The 17111-nt window shown below is 63.8% G+C and carries 18 protein-coding genes; 6 read left to right on the forward strand and 12 right to left on the reverse strand.

Translation table 11 applies throughout. The annotated features are described in order from the left end of the window. Nucleotides 1-23 precede the first annotated feature (23 nt). From OEZ49_RS10935 to mgtE, 6 genes are all read right to left on the reverse strand, one after another. On the reverse strand, nucleotides 24-758 hold the full coding sequence (locus tag OEZ49_RS10935; RefSeq protein WP_263388336.1) for a YbaY family lipoprotein: 735 nt from the start codon (nucleotides 756-758) through the stop codon (nucleotides 24-26). A gap of 103 nt (nucleotides 759-861) precedes the next feature. After that, complete coding sequence (locus OEZ49_RS10940) at nucleotides 862-2640, reverse strand: SLC13 family permease (RefSeq protein ID WP_263388337.1); 1779 nt, start codon at nucleotides 2638-2640, stop codon at nucleotides 862-864. Nucleotides 2641-2684: 44 nt separating this feature from the next. Beyond that, nucleotides 2685-3608 carry a DMT family transporter gene (locus tag OEZ49_RS10945; RefSeq protein WP_263388338.1) on the reverse strand — a complete coding sequence of 308 codons (924 nt, stop codon included), beginning with the start codon at nucleotides 3606-3608 and terminating at the stop codon, nucleotides 2685-2687. Continuing rightward, nucleotides 3605-4417 (reverse strand): TIGR00282 family metallophosphoesterase, encoded by an 813-nt coding sequence (locus OEZ49_RS10950; protein WP_263388339.1) that lies wholly within the window; start codon nucleotides 4415-4417, stop codon nucleotides 3605-3607. The genes OEZ49_RS10945 and OEZ49_RS10950 overlap by 4 nt, the downstream gene beginning before the upstream one ends. A gap of 177 nt (nucleotides 4418-4594) precedes the next feature. Further along, nucleotides 4595-5152, reverse strand: a complete 558-nt coding sequence (locus tag OEZ49_RS10955) for a 5-formyltetrahydrofolate cyclo-ligase (RefSeq protein ID WP_263388340.1) — start codon at nucleotides 5150-5152, stop codon at nucleotides 4595-4597. Nucleotides 5153-5162: 10 nt separating this feature from the next. Next, complete coding sequence (mgtE, locus tag OEZ49_RS10960; RefSeq protein ID WP_263388341.1) at nucleotides 5163-6557, reverse strand: magnesium transporter; 1395 nt, start codon at nucleotides 6555-6557, stop codon at nucleotides 5163-5165. A 137-nt stretch (nucleotides 6558-6694) separates the two neighbouring features. Between mgtE and guaD the strand changes: the two genes are divergently transcribed. Beyond that, nucleotides 6695-7978 (forward strand): guanine deaminase, encoded by a 1284-nt coding sequence (guaD, locus tag OEZ49_RS10965; RefSeq protein WP_263388342.1) that lies wholly within the window; start codon nucleotides 6695-6697, stop codon nucleotides 7976-7978. Nucleotides 7979-8031: 53 nt separating this feature from the next. Here the strand turns inward: guaD and OEZ49_RS10970 are convergent, their stop codons facing one another. The 3 genes from OEZ49_RS10970 to OEZ49_RS10980 all read right to left on the reverse strand — a co-directional run bounded on the left by OEZ49_RS10970 (nucleotide 8032) and on the right by OEZ49_RS10980 (nucleotide 10698). Next, on the reverse strand, nucleotides 8032-9366 hold the full coding sequence (locus OEZ49_RS10970) for an 8-oxoguanine deaminase (RefSeq protein ID WP_263388343.1): 1335 nt from the start codon (nucleotides 9364-9366) through the stop codon (nucleotides 8032-8034). A gap of 119 nt (nucleotides 9367-9485) precedes the next feature. Beyond that, the gene (gene hisN / locus OEZ49_RS10975; RefSeq protein WP_263388344.1) at nucleotides 9486-10277 is read right to left on the reverse strand and encodes a histidinol-phosphatase; all 792 of its coding nucleotides are present in this window, start codon (nucleotides 10275-10277) and stop codon (nucleotides 9486-9488) included. 49 nt (nucleotides 10278-10326) lie between these two features. Then, the gene (locus tag OEZ49_RS10980) at nucleotides 10327-10698 is read right to left on the reverse strand and encodes a helix-turn-helix domain-containing protein (protein WP_263388345.1); all 372 of its coding nucleotides are present in this window, start codon (nucleotides 10696-10698) and stop codon (nucleotides 10327-10329) included. A gap of 348 nt (nucleotides 10699-11046) precedes the next feature. Between OEZ49_RS10980 and OEZ49_RS10985 the strand changes: the two genes are divergently transcribed. After that, nucleotides 11047-12003 (forward strand): NADPH:quinone oxidoreductase family protein, encoded by a 957-nt coding sequence (locus tag OEZ49_RS10985; protein WP_263388346.1) that lies wholly within the window; start codon nucleotides 11047-11049, stop codon nucleotides 12001-12003. A 160-nt stretch (nucleotides 12004-12163) separates the two neighbouring features. Here the strand turns inward: OEZ49_RS10985 and OEZ49_RS10990 are convergent, their stop codons facing one another. Beyond that, nucleotides 12164-13042: a LysR family transcriptional regulator gene (locus OEZ49_RS10990; RefSeq protein WP_203583013.1), complete on the reverse strand. Its 879-nt coding sequence runs from the start codon at nucleotides 13040-13042 to the stop codon at nucleotides 12164-12166. 120 nt (nucleotides 13043-13162) lie between these two features. On the opposite strand from OEZ49_RS10990, the gene OEZ49_RS10995 reads away from it, so the two are divergent. Together OEZ49_RS10995 and OEZ49_RS11000 are read left to right on the forward strand one after the other, a co-directional pair. Next, nucleotides 13163-13372: a DUF1127 domain-containing protein gene (locus OEZ49_RS10995; RefSeq protein WP_263388347.1), complete on the forward strand. Its 210-nt coding sequence runs from the start codon at nucleotides 13163-13165 to the stop codon at nucleotides 13370-13372. Nucleotides 13373-13590: 218 nt separating this feature from the next. Further along, nucleotides 13591-14367, forward strand: a complete 777-nt coding sequence (locus OEZ49_RS11000; RefSeq protein WP_263388348.1) for a Bax inhibitor-1/YccA family protein — start codon at nucleotides 13591-13593, stop codon at nucleotides 14365-14367. Nucleotides 14368-14441: 74 nt separating this feature from the next. Here OEZ49_RS11000 and OEZ49_RS11005 read toward each other — a convergent pair whose 3' ends face one another. Together OEZ49_RS11005 and rpmG are read right to left on the reverse strand one after the other, a co-directional pair. Continuing rightward, complete coding sequence (locus tag OEZ49_RS11005) at nucleotides 14442-14951, reverse strand: hypothetical protein (protein ID WP_263388349.1); 510 nt, start codon at nucleotides 14949-14951, stop codon at nucleotides 14442-14444. Nucleotides 14952-15112: 161 nt separating this feature from the next. Then, complete coding sequence (gene rpmG / locus OEZ49_RS11010; protein ID WP_007799108.1) at nucleotides 15113-15280, reverse strand: 50S ribosomal protein L33; 168 nt, start codon at nucleotides 15278-15280, stop codon at nucleotides 15113-15115. Between the two features lie 293 nt (nucleotides 15281-15573). On the opposite strand from rpmG, the gene OEZ49_RS11015 reads away from it, so the two are divergent. Then, nucleotides 15574-16209, forward strand: coding sequence for a DUF1326 domain-containing protein (locus OEZ49_RS11015; protein ID WP_263388350.1), 636 nt, complete (start codon nucleotides 15574-15576; stop codon nucleotides 16207-16209). Between the two features lie 13 nt (nucleotides 16210-16222). Further along, entirely contained in the window at nucleotides 16223-17065 is an 843-nt protein-coding gene (locus tag OEZ49_RS11020) for a DUF2182 domain-containing protein (protein ID WP_263388351.1), read from the forward strand. Nucleotides 17066-17111 lie beyond the last annotated feature (46 nt).

Below are 17111 nucleotides of genomic sequence, written 5' to 3' on the forward strand. Positions count from 1 at the left end.
AAGCCGGGCGGGCGGCCAAGGGGTTACGGCAGCCGTGTCAGGCGCAAAACCTCGGCCCCGTCCGCATCGGTCAGCATCAGGGTGTCACCGTCGACGATAAACCCCGCCACCCGCGGAAAGGCCGCCAGCAGCGCCCGGTCCAGCGCTTCCGCGGGCTCGGGGCAGGCCATCAGGGTGCCGGCCATATTGGCCGGCAAGGTCAGCTTGTTGCCCGAGATTTCGGCCTTGCCCCGGAAACTGTTGCAGGCGCCGCGCAGCCCCAGGCCGCCATCGTCGGCAAAGGCAAGCTCAGGCCGTTTTTCCGCCTCGACCGGCGCGCCTTCGAGGTGGGACAGGCGCCAGGAGCTGTTCTCCAGCGGGTTGGGGGCCGCCTGCGCGACCCGGACCAGCATCAGATCCACGCTGTCGCCCGCCTCGCGGGTCAGCACCGGGTAATGCGTGTCGGTGGTGAAAAGCAGCTTTTCCCCCACCAGGATGCGGGCCGAGACCGAATAGCTCATCGCCGGGTCGATCAGCGCATCGTCATAGGCCAGCTCAAAGGCCTGCGGCACGCCGGTCATCGCATAGCGGCGGGCCGACAGGACCGTGGCCGCCACATCCATTCGCGAGACGTCAAGCAATTGCACATCCAACACCGCTCCGGGCGGCAACGCGATCCGCTCGCGATAGCCTGCGGTTCCGGTCACCGTTCCCGCCATTGCGCTGCCTCCGATCAGGGCGCCCAGGCAGAGCGCCGCCCATCCAAAAAACCGTTTCATGCCATCAAGACCTTTCGATATAGATGCTGACCCAATCCAAGAGATCGGGCCCGCGCGTGTACATTCAAGTCGGGCGCGCGGAAACGCAGCGTTCCGCGCGCAATCAAAGCGGCCAGATAAACGGGATCAGAGCCGAGACCAACAGGCCCATGCTCAGGTTCAGCGGGACGCCCACCTTTAAGAAATCGGTAAAGCGATAGCCGCCCGGCCCGTAGACCAGCATGTTGGTCTGATACCCGATAGGGGTGGCGAAAGAGGCCGAGGCCGCGATCATGACCGCCACCACCAGCGGGCGCGGATCGAGCCCGGTGGCCTGCGCCAGACCGATGGCAATCGGGGTGACAACCACGGCCACCGCATTGTTCGACACCAGTTCCGTCAGAACAGAGGTGAGCAGGTAGATCGCCCAGATCACCAGGAAGGGCGGCAGGCCGCCCAGCCCCGGCGCGATGGCCTCGACGATCAGCCGCACCGCGCCCGAGCTTTCCAGCGCCGCGCCGATGGCCAGCATGGAAAAGATCAGCGCCAGCAGCCGTCCGTCGACAAAGGAGAACGCCTCGTCCGCGTCGATGCAGCGGGTGGCCAGCACCAGCGCCACGGCGACGATCGACAGCATCAGGATCGGCGCAACCCCCAGGCCCGCCAGCGCCACGATCCCCACCAGCGAGGCTACCGCGATGGGCGCGTGGCCGCGCCGATAGGCGCGCGCCGAGGGATGCGAGACATCGACCATCTCCATATCCGCGGCCAGCCGTTGGATATCGGCGGGCGCACCTTCGAGCAGCAGCGTATCGCCCACCTTGACAATCAGCTGGTCCAACTGGCGGCCGATGTTCTGGTTGCGGCGGTGCACCGCCAACACATAGACACCGTAACGCCGGCGCAGGCGCATCTCGCCCAGCGACCGGCCCACCATACGGCAGCCAGGGGTGATTAGCACCTCGACCGTCGTTGTCTCGACCGCTGAGACCTGGTCGACGCGCTTCAGTTCCTTGTTGCGTTGCAGGCTCAGAAGCTCGGTCATCTGGGTGCGCAGCACCACCCGGTCGCCCACCTGCAACTCGACCCCCTTGAGGTTGCGGCGGAGCGACAGGTCGCCCCGGATCACGTCAATGAGCCGCACGCCGGGCCGCTTGAACAGCTGCACCCCGGTCACCTCGCGCCCGATCAGGTTGCTATCGGGCGGGATCACCGCCTCGGTGAAGAATTTCATCTTGGACTTGTCCGACAACAGCATTGCCATGCTGTCCCGTTCAGGCAGCAGACGCGGGGCGATGAAACGCAAATAGATCATGCCCCAGGCCACCACCGCGATGCCCAGCGGCGTGACCTCGAAAATCGAGAACGCCTCCAGCCCCTGCGACCGCGCCACACCGTCGACCAGCAGGTTGGTCGAGGTCCCGATCAGCGTCAGCGTGCCGCCCATGATCGCACCATAGCTGAGCGGGATCAGCAGCTTGGAGGCGGCGACATCAAGCGTGCGGGCGATCTGCACGAAAACCGGGATCATCACCACCACCACCGGCGTGTTCGAGACAAAGGCCGAGGCAACCACGACAAAGGCCATCAACAGACCGATGGCAAAGCGGGCATTGGTCTGGGCCTGCCGCTGTGCGATCGAGGTGAAGGCGTCAAGCGCGCCGGTGCGCACCAGAGCCCCCATGATGATGAACATGGCCGCGATGGTCCAGGGCGCCGGGTTCGACAGCACCGGCAACGCCGCATCATAGGGCAGAACCCCGGTCACCAGCATCACCGAGACGCCCAGAATGGCCACCACCTCGGTCGGGAACACCTCGCGCAGGAAGAGGATGAACATCAGCCCCACAATCCCGAGGGTCAGGATGGCGCTGCCGGTTTCGCTCAATGTCAGGAATTGCATATCGAACTGTTATGATCCATTCGCGCCCGGCATCAGTGCCGACATTAAGTTTCCCGTATCGTCCCCGTCTGGGCAAGCCCATCCTTGGGCCGGGGCTGCACCAGGAACACACCCAGCAGGATCAGGCCCATGGCTGCCCAGATATAAGGCGAATAGCTCTCTCCCAGCAGCGCCATGGCCCAGAGCACCCCGGTCGCGGTGACGACATAGCTGACCTGAACCGCAAAGACCGCCCCCGCCTGCCCCACCAGCCAGACATAGCCCGCATATGCAAAGACATGGATCAACGACGAGGCGATCAATGCCCATTCGGGCGCGCGCCAGGGCGCCAGCGGCGAGATGAACTGGCCCGAGGCCAGCGCCAGCGGCAGGGCAATCGCGGCGCCCATCAGCGAGGCGCCGAACAGCACCTGGATCGCGTCAAGCCCGGCCGTGCCCCAGCGCGAGACATAATTGCCCTCGACCGCGTAGCAGAGCGGCGCCACCAGCGCCAGCGGCAGCCAGGCCAGCATCGACCGGTCGGGCAGGCTCGCCTCGGGCAGCACCAGCAGCAGGACCCCCGCCAGCCCGGCGGCCAGGCCGCCGAAACGGCGCGAACTGAAGGGCTCCAATCCCAAGCCCAGAGCAATCGGGAAAGCCATCATCGGGATAAGCGACATCAGGATCGACATCAGCCCCGACGGCAGATGCGTGATGGCCCGGTAAGAGGCCGCGTTGGGCACCAGCGTGCCCACCAGCGCGATGATCAGGCAAACCGCCAGGGTCCGCCCAGTCACCGGCAGGCCGCGCCCGCGCAGCAGGGAAACCCCGGCCATGACGCCCGCACCAATCACCAGTTGCCAGAAGATCAGACCCAGCGGCTGATACCCGGTGCTGACCGCGATCTTGGTCAGCGGCTGGGTCAGGCCCCAGCCGGTCCCGAACAGCAGCAAGAGGCCGATATGAAAGGCCAGGGTGCGGCGGGTCATGGACCGGATTGTTCCAGCCGGCCACCCACGCGCACCATCGCGATCCGGGTCGTGGCGCCGGTGCGGTCATCGGTCTCGACATAGACGCCCGACACCGTCGCGGCGCCCAGTGCCGGAGTGAAACGGGTCTTGGCCATGCCGGTGATGAACCGGCGCATCGGCTCGGCCTTGTCCATGCCGATAACCGAATCGTAATCGCCGCACATGCCCGCGTCGCTCAGGTATCCGGTGCCGCCCGGCATTACCATCGCATCCGCCGTGGGTACATGGGTATGGGTCCCCACCACCAGGCTGGCGCGCCCGTCGCAGAAATGGCCCATCGCCATCTTCTCCGAAGTCGCCTCGCAATGCATGTCGACGATCACCGCATTGGCCATGCCGCCGCGCGGATGCGACTTCAGCACCGGTTCGATGGCCGAAAACGGATCGTCATAGGGACGCTTCATGAAGACCTGGCCCAGCACCTGCGCCACCAGCACCTTGCGCCCGCCCGGCGCGTTGAACAGGCGATGCCCCCGCCCCGGCGCGCCCTTGGCATAGTTGATCGGGCGCACGATGCGGCTTTCGCCCTCGATGTATTGCAGCATGTCCTTCTGGTCGAAAGCATGATCGCCAAGGGTCAGGCAATCTGCCCCGGCATCGAGCAGCAGCTTGGCATGCTCACCCGACAGGCCCATGCCGTTCGAGGCGTTCTCGCCATTCACCACCACAAAATCAAGCTTCCACTCTGCCCGCAGCCGCGGCAGGTGCTCAACCACCGCCGCGCGCCCGGCACGGCCCATCACATCGCCAAGAAAGAGTATCTTCATGTCCCCGGTCCTAGGCGGCGGCGCGCCTTCGGGCAAGCGGGAAATGCAGGGGGCGCTGCCCCCGGCGCCTTCGGCGCCTCCCCCGGAGTATTTTCAACCAGAAAGAAGCAGGCGCGTGATCGGGCTTCTTTCTGGTCAAAAATACTCAATGCGCGCTGGCCGAACCCGGGCGAAAGGTCAAAAGCTCAGCACCCGGCTTTCGGTGACCACCATATCAAGCGGCTGGTCCGTGGCTTCCAGCGGCAGCGCCTCAGCCTCTTGCGCGTCGAAGGCGAAGCCGATGGCAAGCGTGGCCCGTTTGGCGCGCAGCCCCTGCAAGGTGCGGTCGTAGAACCCGCCGCCATAGCCCAGCCGCCCGCCGCGCGCGTCAAAGGCCACCAGCGGCACGATCAGAATCTCGGGTTCCATCCAGTCGTCGATTTCCGGCACCATGGCCCCAAACGGCCCCTCGCGCAGCGGGCCGTCCGGGTCCCAGCGCGAAAACCGCAAGGCCAGCCCCGCCCCCTGAATGACAGGAACGCCCACGGGACCGTGGGCGGCGGCCTCGGCCATGGCGGGCAGCGGGTCGATCTCGGTCCGGATCGGCATATAGCCCGACAGCGGCACGCCGCGATAGCCAGCCAGGACTTCCGACAGCCGCCCCGCAGCACCCGGGGGACGCGCGTCGAAGGCCAGTTTACGGCGGGCAAAAGCCGCCTTGCGGGCAGCGGCCTTGATCTCGGTCAGGTCGTCCATGCGGGAGCCTTTACAACAGGAAGACGGAAGCCAGCCCCAGGAACGCGAAGAACCCCACCACGTCGGTAACGGTGGTGACGAAAGTGCCCGAGGCCAGCGCCGGATCGACTCCGGCCTTTTCAAGAAGCACCGGAATGCCTGTGCCCGCCAGCCCGGCCACGACCAGATTGACCACCATTGCGGCAGCGATGACGATGCCCAGCATCGGCAGGCCGAACCAGACATAGCCGACCAGCCCCATCACCACGGCAAATACCAGCCCGTTGGCCAGGCCCACCACCACCTCGCGCCGGATCACCCGGCCCAGGTTCGACCCCGTAAGGTCGCGGGTGGCGAGCGCCCGCACCGCCACCGTCAGGCTCTGGGTACCGGCATTGCCCCCCATGGAGGCCACGATCGGCATCAGCACGGCCAGCGCCACGACGCTGGCGATCGTGTCCTCGAAGATCGAGATCACCAGCGAGGCCAGGATCGCGGTCGCCAGGTTGACCGCCAGCCAGGGCAGGCGCTGGCGCGTCGTCTCGACCGCCGTGTCGGACAGGCTGCTTTCCTCGCCGACACCGGCGAGGCGGAGGATGTCCTCTTCGTGGCCCTCGTCCAGTACGATCATCGCATCGTCGATGGTGATCATGCCGACCAGCCGGCCCTCGGCATCGACCACGGGCGCCGAGATCAGGTGGTACTGGTTGAAGGCATAGGCGACATCTTCCTCGTCCTGGTCGACGGGAATGATCTGAAACGTCTCTTCGGCGAGGTCGGCAAGCGGGACCTCGCGTCGGGCCGACATGATCCGGCCCAGGGTCACGTTGCCGATGGGATGCAGGCGCGGGTCGACCAGCACCACGTGATAGAACTGGTCCGGCAACTCGTCCGAGTTGCGCATGAAGTCGATGACCTCGCCCACCGTCCAGTGTTCGGGGGCCATCACCACCTCGCGCTGCATCAGGCGGCCTGCGGAACCTTCGGGATAGGTCAGCGACTGTTCGACCGCGACCCGGTCGGCATCGTCCAGCGCGTCGAGGATCGCCACCTGCTCGGTCTCTTCGAGATCCTCGATCAGGTCGACCACATCGTCGCTGTCCAGTTCGCGCACCGCCTCGGCCAGGACCTCGGGCGTCAGCTGGCGGATCACGTCCTCGCGGATGCCCTCGTCAAGTTCGGACAGGATCTCGCCATCGAACTCGCGGTCGTAGAGACGGATCAGGTCCGCCCGGTCCTGGGCGTCGATCTGTTCCAGAAGGTCGGCGATGTCGGCCGCGTGCAACGGCTCCATCAACTCGATCAGACGCTCTCGATTGCCTGCCTCGACCGCCTCGAGAATCTCGGCCACAAGCTCGAGATCGAGCTCATAGGCGTCCTCGTCGCGGGGCTTTTCCAGATCGGGTGTGTCGGAACCTGTGCTCATGGTTAGCCCCTATGCGAATTGGCCGCGAATTTGAAGAAGCAGCTATCAGAAAACAATGACAATGGCGCAATTTACCGCCGGGCCGGGAATGTTTTAGGGTAGCGTCCGTTTTGTGATGCGCAAAGGAGGTCCGGACGATGACCGGCAAGACGATCCTCAGGGGGCAGGTCCTGTCCTTTGCCCGCTCTCCGTTCGAAGGCGCGCCCGCGGATGCGGTACAGGTCGATGAGGCCGTGCTGATCGACGGGTCGCATATCGCGGCTGTCGGTACGCTGGCGGCGATGCGCGCGGCGGCACCGGATGCCGCCGAGACGAACCATGGCGCGCATGTCATCCTGGCCGGTTTTGTCGATGCCCATGTGCATTATCCCCAGACGGCGATGATCGCCAGTTGGGGCAAGCGGCTGATCGACTGGCTCAACACCTATACCTTTCCCGAGGAGCGCAAGTTCGCCGATCCGGCCTATGCGTCCGAGATCGCGGCGCGCTATCTGGACCTGACGGCGGCGCATGGCACCACCACCATGTGCAGTTTCTGCACCATCCATCCCGAGAGCGTGGAGGCCTTCTTTTCCGAGGCGCAGGCGCGCGGGCAGCGGGTGGTGGCGGGCAAGACCTGCATGGACCGCAACGCCCCCGAATTCCTGCGCGACACGGCGCAAAGCGCCTATGACCAGTCTAGGGCGCTGTTGCAGAAGTGGCATGGGGTGGACCGGATCTCTTACGCGATCACGCCCCGGTTCTCGCCCACTTCCACACCGGAACAGCTGGATGCGATGGGCGCGCTCTGGGCCGAGCATCCCGATTGCCTGATGCAGACCCATCTGAGCGAACAGACCGACGAGATCGAATGGGTCAAGGGGCTCTACCCCGAGGCGCGGGACTATCTGGACACTTACGAGCAGCACGGGCTCTTGGGTGGGCGTGGGCTTTATGGCCATGCGATCCACTTGGAAAAGCGCGAGCGCGACCGGCTGCGCGAACATGGTGCCGGGCTTATCCATTGCCCGACCTCGAACACCTTCATCGGCTCGGGCCTCTTCGACATGGCCGGGCTGATGGCTGAGGGGCAGCGGATCGGGCTGGCCACCGATACCGGTGGCGGGTCGAGCTTCTCCATGCTGCGCACCATGGCGGCGGCCTATGAGATCGGCCAGCTGCGCGGCGTGCCGCTCCATGCTGCGCAACTGATCTGGCTGGCCACGCAGGGCTCGGCACGGGCGCTGCGGATGGATCACCAGATCGGCAATATCGCCCCGGGGATGGAGGCCGACTTGGTGGTGCTCGACCTCGCCTCGACCCCCGCCATCGCCCAGCGCAGCGCCGTGGCGGACGACCTGTGGGAAGCGCTGTTCCCGACCATCATGATGGGCGACGACCGCGCCATTGCCGAGGTCTGGATCGGCGGTAGGCGGGTCTGATCGCCCTGCGGGCGGGCCTCCAGCGGGAGTATTTTTTTGCGAAATGAAGGGGATCAGTCCATCAGCGCGCGGGCAAGGCGGTTTTGCCGTTCGATCATGCGCGGCAGGTCTATGGTGATGATCTGGCCGTCGCGCACGATCTGGCGGCCTTCGACAAACAGGTGCTTGACCCGGGTAGGTCCGGCCAGCAGCAGCGCCGCCGGATCCCAGCTGCCCGCGCTATCAATGCCCGAGACATCCCAGACCGCGATATCGGCACGTTTGCCCAGCTCGAGCCGGCCGCAATCGGGGCGGCCCAGCACATCGGCGCCGCCGCGGGTGGCGATCTCCAGCGCCTCGCGGGCCGACATGGCATTGGCGCCCCGCGCAACGCGCTGCAACAGCATTGCCTGCCGCGCCTCACCCATCAGGTTGCCGCTGTCGTTGCTGGCCGAGCCGTCGACCCCCAACCCCACCGGCACGCCCGCGTCGCGCATCGCACGCACCGGGGCGATGCCACTGCCCAGACGGCAGTTGGAACAGGGGCAATGGGCGACGCCGGTGCGTGAGCGGGCGAAGAGGTCGATCTCGGCCCCGTCCAGCTTGACGCAATGGGCGTGCCAGACATCCGGGCCGATCCAGCCCAGATCCTCGGCATATTGACCGGGGCGGCAACCGAACTGCGCCAGGCTATAGGCGATATCCTCGTCATTCTCGGCCAGATGGGTGTGCAGCATCACGCCCTTGTCGCGCGCCAGCAGCGCCGCGTCGCGCATCAGCTCGCGGCTGACCGAGAAGGGCGAACAGGGGGCAAGGCCCACGCGGCACATGCTGCCCTCGCCCGCGTCATGAAAGGCATCGACCACCCGGATCATGTCGTCCAGGATCGCGGCTTCACCCTCGACCAGCGTATCGGGCGGCAGGCCACCGGCGCTTTCGCCGATGCTCATGGCGCCCCTTGTGGGGTGAAAGCGCAGGCCAAGCTCGGTCGCGGCGGCGATGGTATCGTCAAGCCGCGCGCCGTTGGGGTAGAGATACAGGTGATCGGAACTGAGCGTGCAGCCCGACAGCGCCAGTTCCGCCAGCCCGATCTGGGCCGAAACGAACATCTCCTCGGGCCCGAAACGGGACCAAATCGGATAGAGCGTCTTGAGCCAGCCAAAGAGCAGCGCGTCCTGCCCGCCCGGCACCGCGCGCGTGAGGCTCTGATAGAGGTGGTGATGGGTATTCACGAGGCCCGGCGTGACCACGCAGCCGCGCGCGTCGTGCACCGCGCCGGTGGTGGCCAGGCCTTGGCCGATGGCCGCTATGGTTCCGTCCCGCATCAGGATATCGGCGCCGGTGAGTTCGCGGCGACCGGCATCCATGGTCAGGATGCAATCGGCCTTGCGGATGAGGATTTCGGACATGTCGACACACTTCTCTTGTTCTCACCCGTCTCATGGAAGTGTGTGATGCGCCGATGGAAAACGGGGTCAAGAACCGGCGCTTGCAAAGCCTACCCCAGCGGTCGGCGGACCGCAAGACATCAGGCCCGGCTGAGGATCTCCAGCGCCGCCGCGTGCATCTGCGGATTGGCCGCGGCGAGCGCCCTGCCCCCTTCATGAGCCGGTCCCCCCTGCCAATCCGTGACAACGCCCCCGGCGGCCCGGATCAGGGCAATCGGGGCCTGGATGTCGACCGCCTTCAGCCCTGCCTCTATGACCAGATCCACCAGCCCGGCGGCCAGCAGCGCATAAGCGTAGCAATCCATGCCGTATCGGGTGAGTTTGACCCGTCTCGACACCGCCCGGAAAGCGGCCTCTTCATCGCTGCTGCCCAGTTCAGGGAATGTGGTGAACAGCACCGCGTCCTCCAGCGCGGCACCACGCCGCGTGCCCAAATCGCGCCGCCCCATCGGCCCGACCATATGCGCCCCCTGCGGCGTGCCGATGAACCGTTCGCCGATGTAAGGCTGATCGATCACCCCAAGGAACGGACCATTCTGGTCCGAAAGGGCAATCAGCACCCCCCATGTGGGCGTACCGGAGATGAACCCCCGGGTCCCGTCGATGGGATCGAGCACCCAGGTCCGACCGGATCGGCCCGGAACATTGGCGAATTCTTCACCGTGAATCGCGTCCTGCGGCCGCAGATCCGCCAGGATGGCGCGCATCGCCAGCTCGGCGTCGCGGTCGGCCGCTGTTACCGGATCGAACCCGGCGGCAAGCTTGTTTTCCGCGTCAAGGTCCGCCCGCCGGAAATAGGGAAGAATGGCCTGCCGCGCTGCATCGGCAAGCTTTTCGGCGATCACGACATCTGTCAGGTCTGTGTCTGTCATGACGGTGCTTTGCCATCGACGACACGGTAAAGCAACAGGTGTCGGATTGTCAGGCGACGTCGCTGAGGACGCGGGCCAGTTCGAACAGACGGCGGCGCTGGTTCTCGGGGATTGCGTAGTAGGAACGGACCAGATCCAGCGCTTCCTTGTCGCCCATCAAATCGGCAGGCACGCTGGGCTTTTCCGAACTGCCTTTTTGTGTGTTGTCCAACCCTTCGAAGAAGAAGCTGACCGGCACATCCAGCGCATCGGCGATATCCCAGAGGCGAGAGGCGCTGATCCGATTGGCTCCGGTCTCGTATTTCTGGATCTGCTGGAACTTGATGCCGACCTGTTCGGCCAGTTGCTGCTGGGTCATACCAATCAGCCAGCGCCGGTGACGGACGCGCTTGCCCACATGGACGTCAACAGGATGGGTCATTGAAATTCTCCTCTGATACACTGACAACCGCCCGGGGAAACAACCGGAGGGGCAGACTTGCCCAATTGTCCGGCATTGCAGACTAAGGTTTTCCTAATAACGTCTGGCAACTCGAACCTCACCACTTTGGAATATGACGAAATTGTGGGTTGAATTCAAGCTGGTTGAATCTTCCAACTCGGAAGTCCACTTTTGGTTGCGTTTCTTTTTGACGTATACAACCTGTGTGGAGTAACGCCCGGCACCGCTCAGAAGACCGCCGCGACTCAGTGACCTCCCAAAGACCTGCCAGTTTGACAGCCGCGCCGCGCTTGACCTTTATGGCCTAAGAATCAAGAGGTAACAGCAATGCGTTCATTTACTGTTCTCAAGGATGCCACCCGGGCCGTTCTGGTCGACAGGCCAGTTCCGGCGCCGGGACCCGGTGAAATCCGGGTCGATATTCGCGCGTGCGGACTGAACTTTGCCGACCTGCTGATGCAGAAAGGCACGTACCAGGATACTCCGGCCGCTCCCTTCACTTTGGGCCTCGAAGTAGCCGGAATCGTCAATTCCGTGGGGCCGCGGGTGGACGGTTTTGCCGTCGGCGACCGAATCGCTGTCTACTCGGGACAGGGCGGATTGGCCGAACAGGGTGTGTTCTCTGCCGGCCGCGCCGTGAAACTGCCCGATGCGATGAGTTTCGAGCACGCCGCCGCCTTCCTGATCGCCTATGGCACCGGCCACATGGCGCTGGATCACCGGGCGCGCCTGCAACCGGGTGAGACGCTGCTGGTCACCGGGGCCGCGGGCGGGGTCGGGCTGACGGCAGTCGAGATCGGCAAGCTGATGGGCGCGCGGGTGATCGCCCATGCACGCGGAGCTGACAAGCTCGAGATCGCGCGCCATGCCGGCGCCGATATCCTGATCGACGCGAGCGAGGATCTGCGCGCCCGCCTGTTAGAGCTTGGCGGGGTCGATGTCGTCTACGACGCGATTGGCGGCGAGGTGTTCAAGGCCGCCTTTCGCGCCACCAACCCCGAAGGCCGCCTGCTGCCGATCGGTTTCGCCGGTGGCGACGTGCCGCAAATTCCGGCCAATCACCTGCTGGTCAAGAACCTGACGGTGATCGGTTTCTATATCGGCGGCTATCTGAATTTCCGGCCCGAGGTCATGCGGCGAAGTTTCGAGACCCTGTTCCAGTGGTACCAGGACGGCAAGTTGAAACCGCATGTCAGCCATGTTCTGCCGCTGGATCGTGTCGAAGAGGGAATGGAGCTGCTGCGCAGCCGCGCCTCGACCGGCAAGGTGGTGATCACCCCCTGAGACGCAGGGCGGCGGCCAGCCCCGTTGGCGCTCGGATCAATCGCGCAACAATTGCGGTCCCGGAAGGATTTCGCACCTGGAAGACGCAGGACTATGCGATGCCGCTTCTTTCTGGTCACAAATACTCCCGCCGGAGGCGACCGGCGTCCACCGGTACCCGTCAGCCGACGGCGCGGAGATGACCGCTGCCGAGGGTCTTGAAGTTCTGCCGCACAAGCGCGGCCAGTTCCTCAACGATCTGACCCTTGCCATCGGCGCCGCCGTAAAGGTTGATCTTGTGTACCGGAAGGTCGGGCAGCGCGCCCGGTTCGATCTGCACCAGATGCTTGGCCTCGGTCCCGTCCAGCATGGCGTGCACCGCCAGATCGGCCGAGACGGTCGCCTCGATGGTGCGGTCGTTCTCGGTCTCGACCGCCAGATCCCAAGGGATGCCTGCGGCATCGAGCGCGGCGATGACCTTGGGCCGGAACAGGCAGCGCCGACCGAGCGCCAGCCGCAATGGCCGCTGCCGCCAGGCCGAACCACCGGCGGCCCCGACCCAGCGCAGCGGCAGTTCCGCGATGGTTTCGCAATGATCGCCGCCGCCAGCCTCGGTCGTCAGGATCAGGTCGCATTCGCCCCGGTCATACAGTTCCTTCAACCGCGACGAATAGGAGGACAGAAGCTGCACCTTCACCCGTGGAAAGCTGGCGTTGAACTGTTGCAGCACGCGCGGAACCGCCGGATAGACGATGTCATGCGGCACGCCCAGAACCACCTCGCCCTCGAATCCCTGATCGGTCAGGCGGGCGATCACCTCGTCGTTCAGCGCCACCATGCGCCGCGCATAGGCAAGCAGTTGTTCGCCCGCCGCGGTCAAGGCAATGCCGCGCCCGGACCGGTCCAGCAGTTCCAGACCCAGTAACTCCTCCAGCCGCTTGAGCTGCATCGAGACCGCCGACTGCGTCAAATGCAGGAAACCCGCCGCGCGGGTCACGCCGCCGCTGTCCGCCACGGTGACAAAACTGCGCAGGGTGGTGATATCGAGATTTCTAATCATCACAAGCCTTGATGTGTTGGTTCAAAACTATTCATTTCCATGATGTTTATAACGCACCATATACATCAAGGCAATTGATGAAACGCACGACAATCATCACAACAACGAAAGGAACAGCCCATGACCGCATTTACCTCTGCACAGCGCTGCCGCCCTGCCCTCGTCTCCCGCCCGGGCGTTGTGACCCGGCTGGCAGCCCTCTGGCGGCAGCGCCGCGCCCTGGCCCGGCTGGACGACCGGGCGCTGGACGACATCGGAGTGAACCGTGCGCAAGCAGAGGCCGAAGCGCGCCGGTCGGTCTGGGATGCGCCCGATTTCTGGCGCCGCTGAGCCTGGCCGAAACAGACGATTTTTCCCCTGAATCGGCCCGTCCCCGCGGCGGGCCGCCTTTTTATGCATCCGGAATATAAATTTAGCCGGGAAAACAGCCTGGAAATCCGTCGATTTCCTGAGGAACGTCTTGAATTGAGGGGCAAGCTCTCCGATATTTGATCTGACCGCCGTCGGGGGAACCTGACGGCCGGAGAATGTTATTGAGGGAGACCCACATGGCTCAATTCGACACGGTCCGGTCCGCAGCCGGTTCGCGCGCCGTCCAGATCGACGAGGGCTTGCGCGCCCATATGAACAAAGTCTACGGCACGATGTCCGTGGGTATGCTGATCACCTTTGCCGCGGCCTGGGCGATTTCGGGCCTGGCGGTGACGACCGATCCCAGCGCCGCCGCCGCACAGCTGAGCGCCGACAAGTTCCTAACCCAGTTCGGCTATTCGATCTACGCTTCGCCGCTGAAATGGGTGATCATGTTCGCCCCGCTGGCCTTTGTGTTTGGCTTCAGCGCCGCGATCAACCGCCTGTCGGCCGCCGCCGCGCAGCTGGTGTTCTATGCCTTTGCCTTTGTGATGGGCCTGTCGATCAGCTCGATCTTTCTGGTGTTTACCGGCGAGTCGATCATCCAGGTGTTCCTGATCACCGCCATTGCCTTTGCCGGTCTGTCGCTCTTTGGCTACACGACCAAGAAAGACCTGAGCGCGATGGGCACCTTCCTGGTGATGGGCTTGATCGGCCTGATCGTAGCCTCGGTGGTCAACATCTTCCTGGCGTCTTCGGCCATGGCCTTTGCGATTTCGGCGATCGGCGTTCTGATCTTTGCGGGCCTGACCGCCTATGACACCCAGAACATCAAGAATACCTACCTGCAAATGGCCCATTCGGGCGATCAGGAGTGGTTGGGCAAGGCCGCCATCATGGGCGCGCTGAGCCTGTATCTGGACTTCATCAACCTGTTCATGTTCCTGCTGCAATTCCTGGGCAACCGCGAATAAGCCAAGAGCAGACACAAAGAACGAAGGGCGGGGAAATCCCCGCCCTTTTTTTTCATTTGCCACCGCCAAGCGTCTTAGCTGCAATTAAGCGGCACGGCCAATCCGCTGGCGCGCTTGGCGGTTCCGGCCTGATAGACTTGGCCACCGGCAAGGCACCCGGTCAGGCGCGGCACCGACTGGGCAAACCCTGCCCCGGCACCCTCGGGCAACCGGTCGATACCGTCCTCCGCAGTACGTAGGACCGCGAACAGAACACCGTTCACCTCGACCGTGCTAAGAAATACGTCGATATCTCCGGCTCCGGCCTCGACCGCGGTGTTCGGGTTCCGGCCGCCGTTGGCAATGGCCACCTTGGCCAGGCTTTCCATATCACCCTTGTCGCTTTGCAGGCGCGGCGTCGGTTTGCTGGCAAGTTCCGCAGGCAGACTCAGCCGGCGGGAGACATAGTCGGCCGAGCCTTTCTCGGCGGTAACAGACTTTGGTTCACCATCAATGCCGGTAAAGCCGACCCCTTCGCGATGGAACCAGCTAGCGCAGGCGGACAGGGACAACAGGGCAGCGGCGGGCAGCAGAAGTTTTTTCATGATAAGCTTGAACTTGCAGAGGTTTTGTGGCGGACACCCCAACCTTGCCCTGCAAAGGCCGCTATGGCAAGCAGGACCTTTTCACCCAACCACAAAGCATATCAAACGACAAAGGGCCGCACCCTGTGGCACAGCCCCTCTTCGAAGTCTGCAATGCAAGATTACTTGATCTTGCCTTCCTTGTACTCGACATGCTTGCGGACGACCGGATCGTACTTACGCACGGTCATCTTTTCGGTCATCGTACGCGCGTTCTTCTTGGTCACGTAGAAGTGGCCCGTGCCCGCGGTCGAGTTCAGACGGATCTTGATTGTCGTCGGCTTCGCCATGGTTATCTCCTGCGTCCGAAAAGGCAGGGGCCTTTCGGTTGAAATCTCTCTTGAGGCTGCGCTTTTACCCGGCTGGCGGGCCGAGTCAACCGGATTCCTTGCGGTAATCTGGAATTTCCGGACAAAGCCAGAGGTGCGTTGCTGAACCGCCATTTTGAGAACTCACAGTTTCGTGATATGGTTCAGTTCTACGATCCAGAAAGGCCAAGCCGGATGATACCGGCGCGAGGCAATATGCTGGCAAGACCCCCCGAGCAGGCACTTTAGTTAGGCCAGACATTTTGGGGGATATCATGACCGAATGGAAGATCGAGGGCGAGGAACTCGCCAATTGCAACTGCAACTTTGGTTGCCCGTGCCAGTTTAGCGTTCTGCCGACCACCGGCAATTGCGAGGCGGTCGTCGTCTACGACATTGAAAAAGGACATTACGGAAACACTAAGCTGGATGGCCTGCGTGCCGCCGGCGTCTATCACTGGCCAGGCCCGATTCACGAAGGCAATGGCCAGATGCAGCTGATTATAGACGAACGCGCCGATGCCGATCAGCGCGCCGCGCTCGAAGCGATCATGAAAGGCGAAGACACCGAAGAGATGGCCACGATGTGGTATGTCTACAGCGCGATGGCCCCGAAAAAGTTCGAAACGCTCTACGTCCCCATTGAACTGGACTGGAACCGCGAAGAGCGCACCGGCCACGCCAAGGTCAAGGGCGTTTTCGACGTCGAAGTCGGGCCGATCCCGAACATCGTTTCCGGGCTGCCGCACCGTGCGGCGATTCACCTGCCAAACGGCTTCGAGTATCGCAGCGCCGAAGCCGCCTCCGGTTCTGCCAGGACCACCGGCGGAGAAATCAGCCTGACGTTCGATGCCACTCATGCCCATCTTGCGCGCCTGAACATATCGGGCCACGGCATCGTGGACGCCTAGTCAGGCACCGGCAATGACAGACCAGAACCGAAGCTCGCCCGCGCGCTCGGTCGAACGATTGCTGCGGCATGATGCCTTGATCGTTCTCGGCGGCGTCGCCTTTGTGGTCATCATAGCGGCCTGGTACACGATCGCAGGTATCGGCATGCAGATGAGCGCGGTCGAGATGACCCGGATGGCCCGTCCGATCGGCGAGCCGATGCGGATGGGTCCCGGCATCGAATGGACGCCGGGCCGCGCGGTGCTGGTGTTCCTGATGTGGTGGGTCATGATGATCGCCATGATGACACCAAGCGCCACGCCAGCGCTGCTGCTTTATGCGCGCATCAAGGGTATGGGTCCCGATCGCGCCATAGCGGGCCGTCTGACCGGATTGTTCCTGGCGGGCTACCTTCTGGTCTGGGCCGGGTTCAGCGTGGCAGCCACGCTTGCGCAATGGGGGCTGGGCCAGTTGGACCTGACAAGCGATCCAATGATGACCCTGTCGGCGGGCTGGTTGTCCGGCGCATTGCTGCTCGGGGCGGGATTCTACCAATTTTCAAATCTAAAACGGACCTGCCTGAAACATTGCTCCAGCCCGGCGGAGTTCCTGGTGGCACATAACCGGCCAGGCGCCAAGGGTGCTCTCACTCTTGGCGCTCACCACGGTATCTACTGCATCGGTTGCTGCTGGGCCCTGATGGCCCTGCTCTTTGTCGGCGGCGTCATGAATCTCTACTGGATTATCGGCATCGCTCTTTATGTGGCAGCCGAAAAGATCCTGCCCGACAATCGCTGGCTCGCCCCGGCCCTCGGCGTGGTCCTGATCATCGCCGGCGGTCTCGTTCTGACCGGACTGTCGATACCGACCGGTTGAACGGAATATGGACCCCCGGACCCGGTCCAAGACAAAGGGTCCGCAA

Origin of the sequence: Ruegeria marisflavi (assembly GCF_025673445.1) — a bacterium.
Taxonomy (GTDB): Bacteria; Pseudomonadota; Alphaproteobacteria; order Rhodobacterales; family Rhodobacteraceae; genus Ruegeria_B; species Ruegeria_B marisflavi.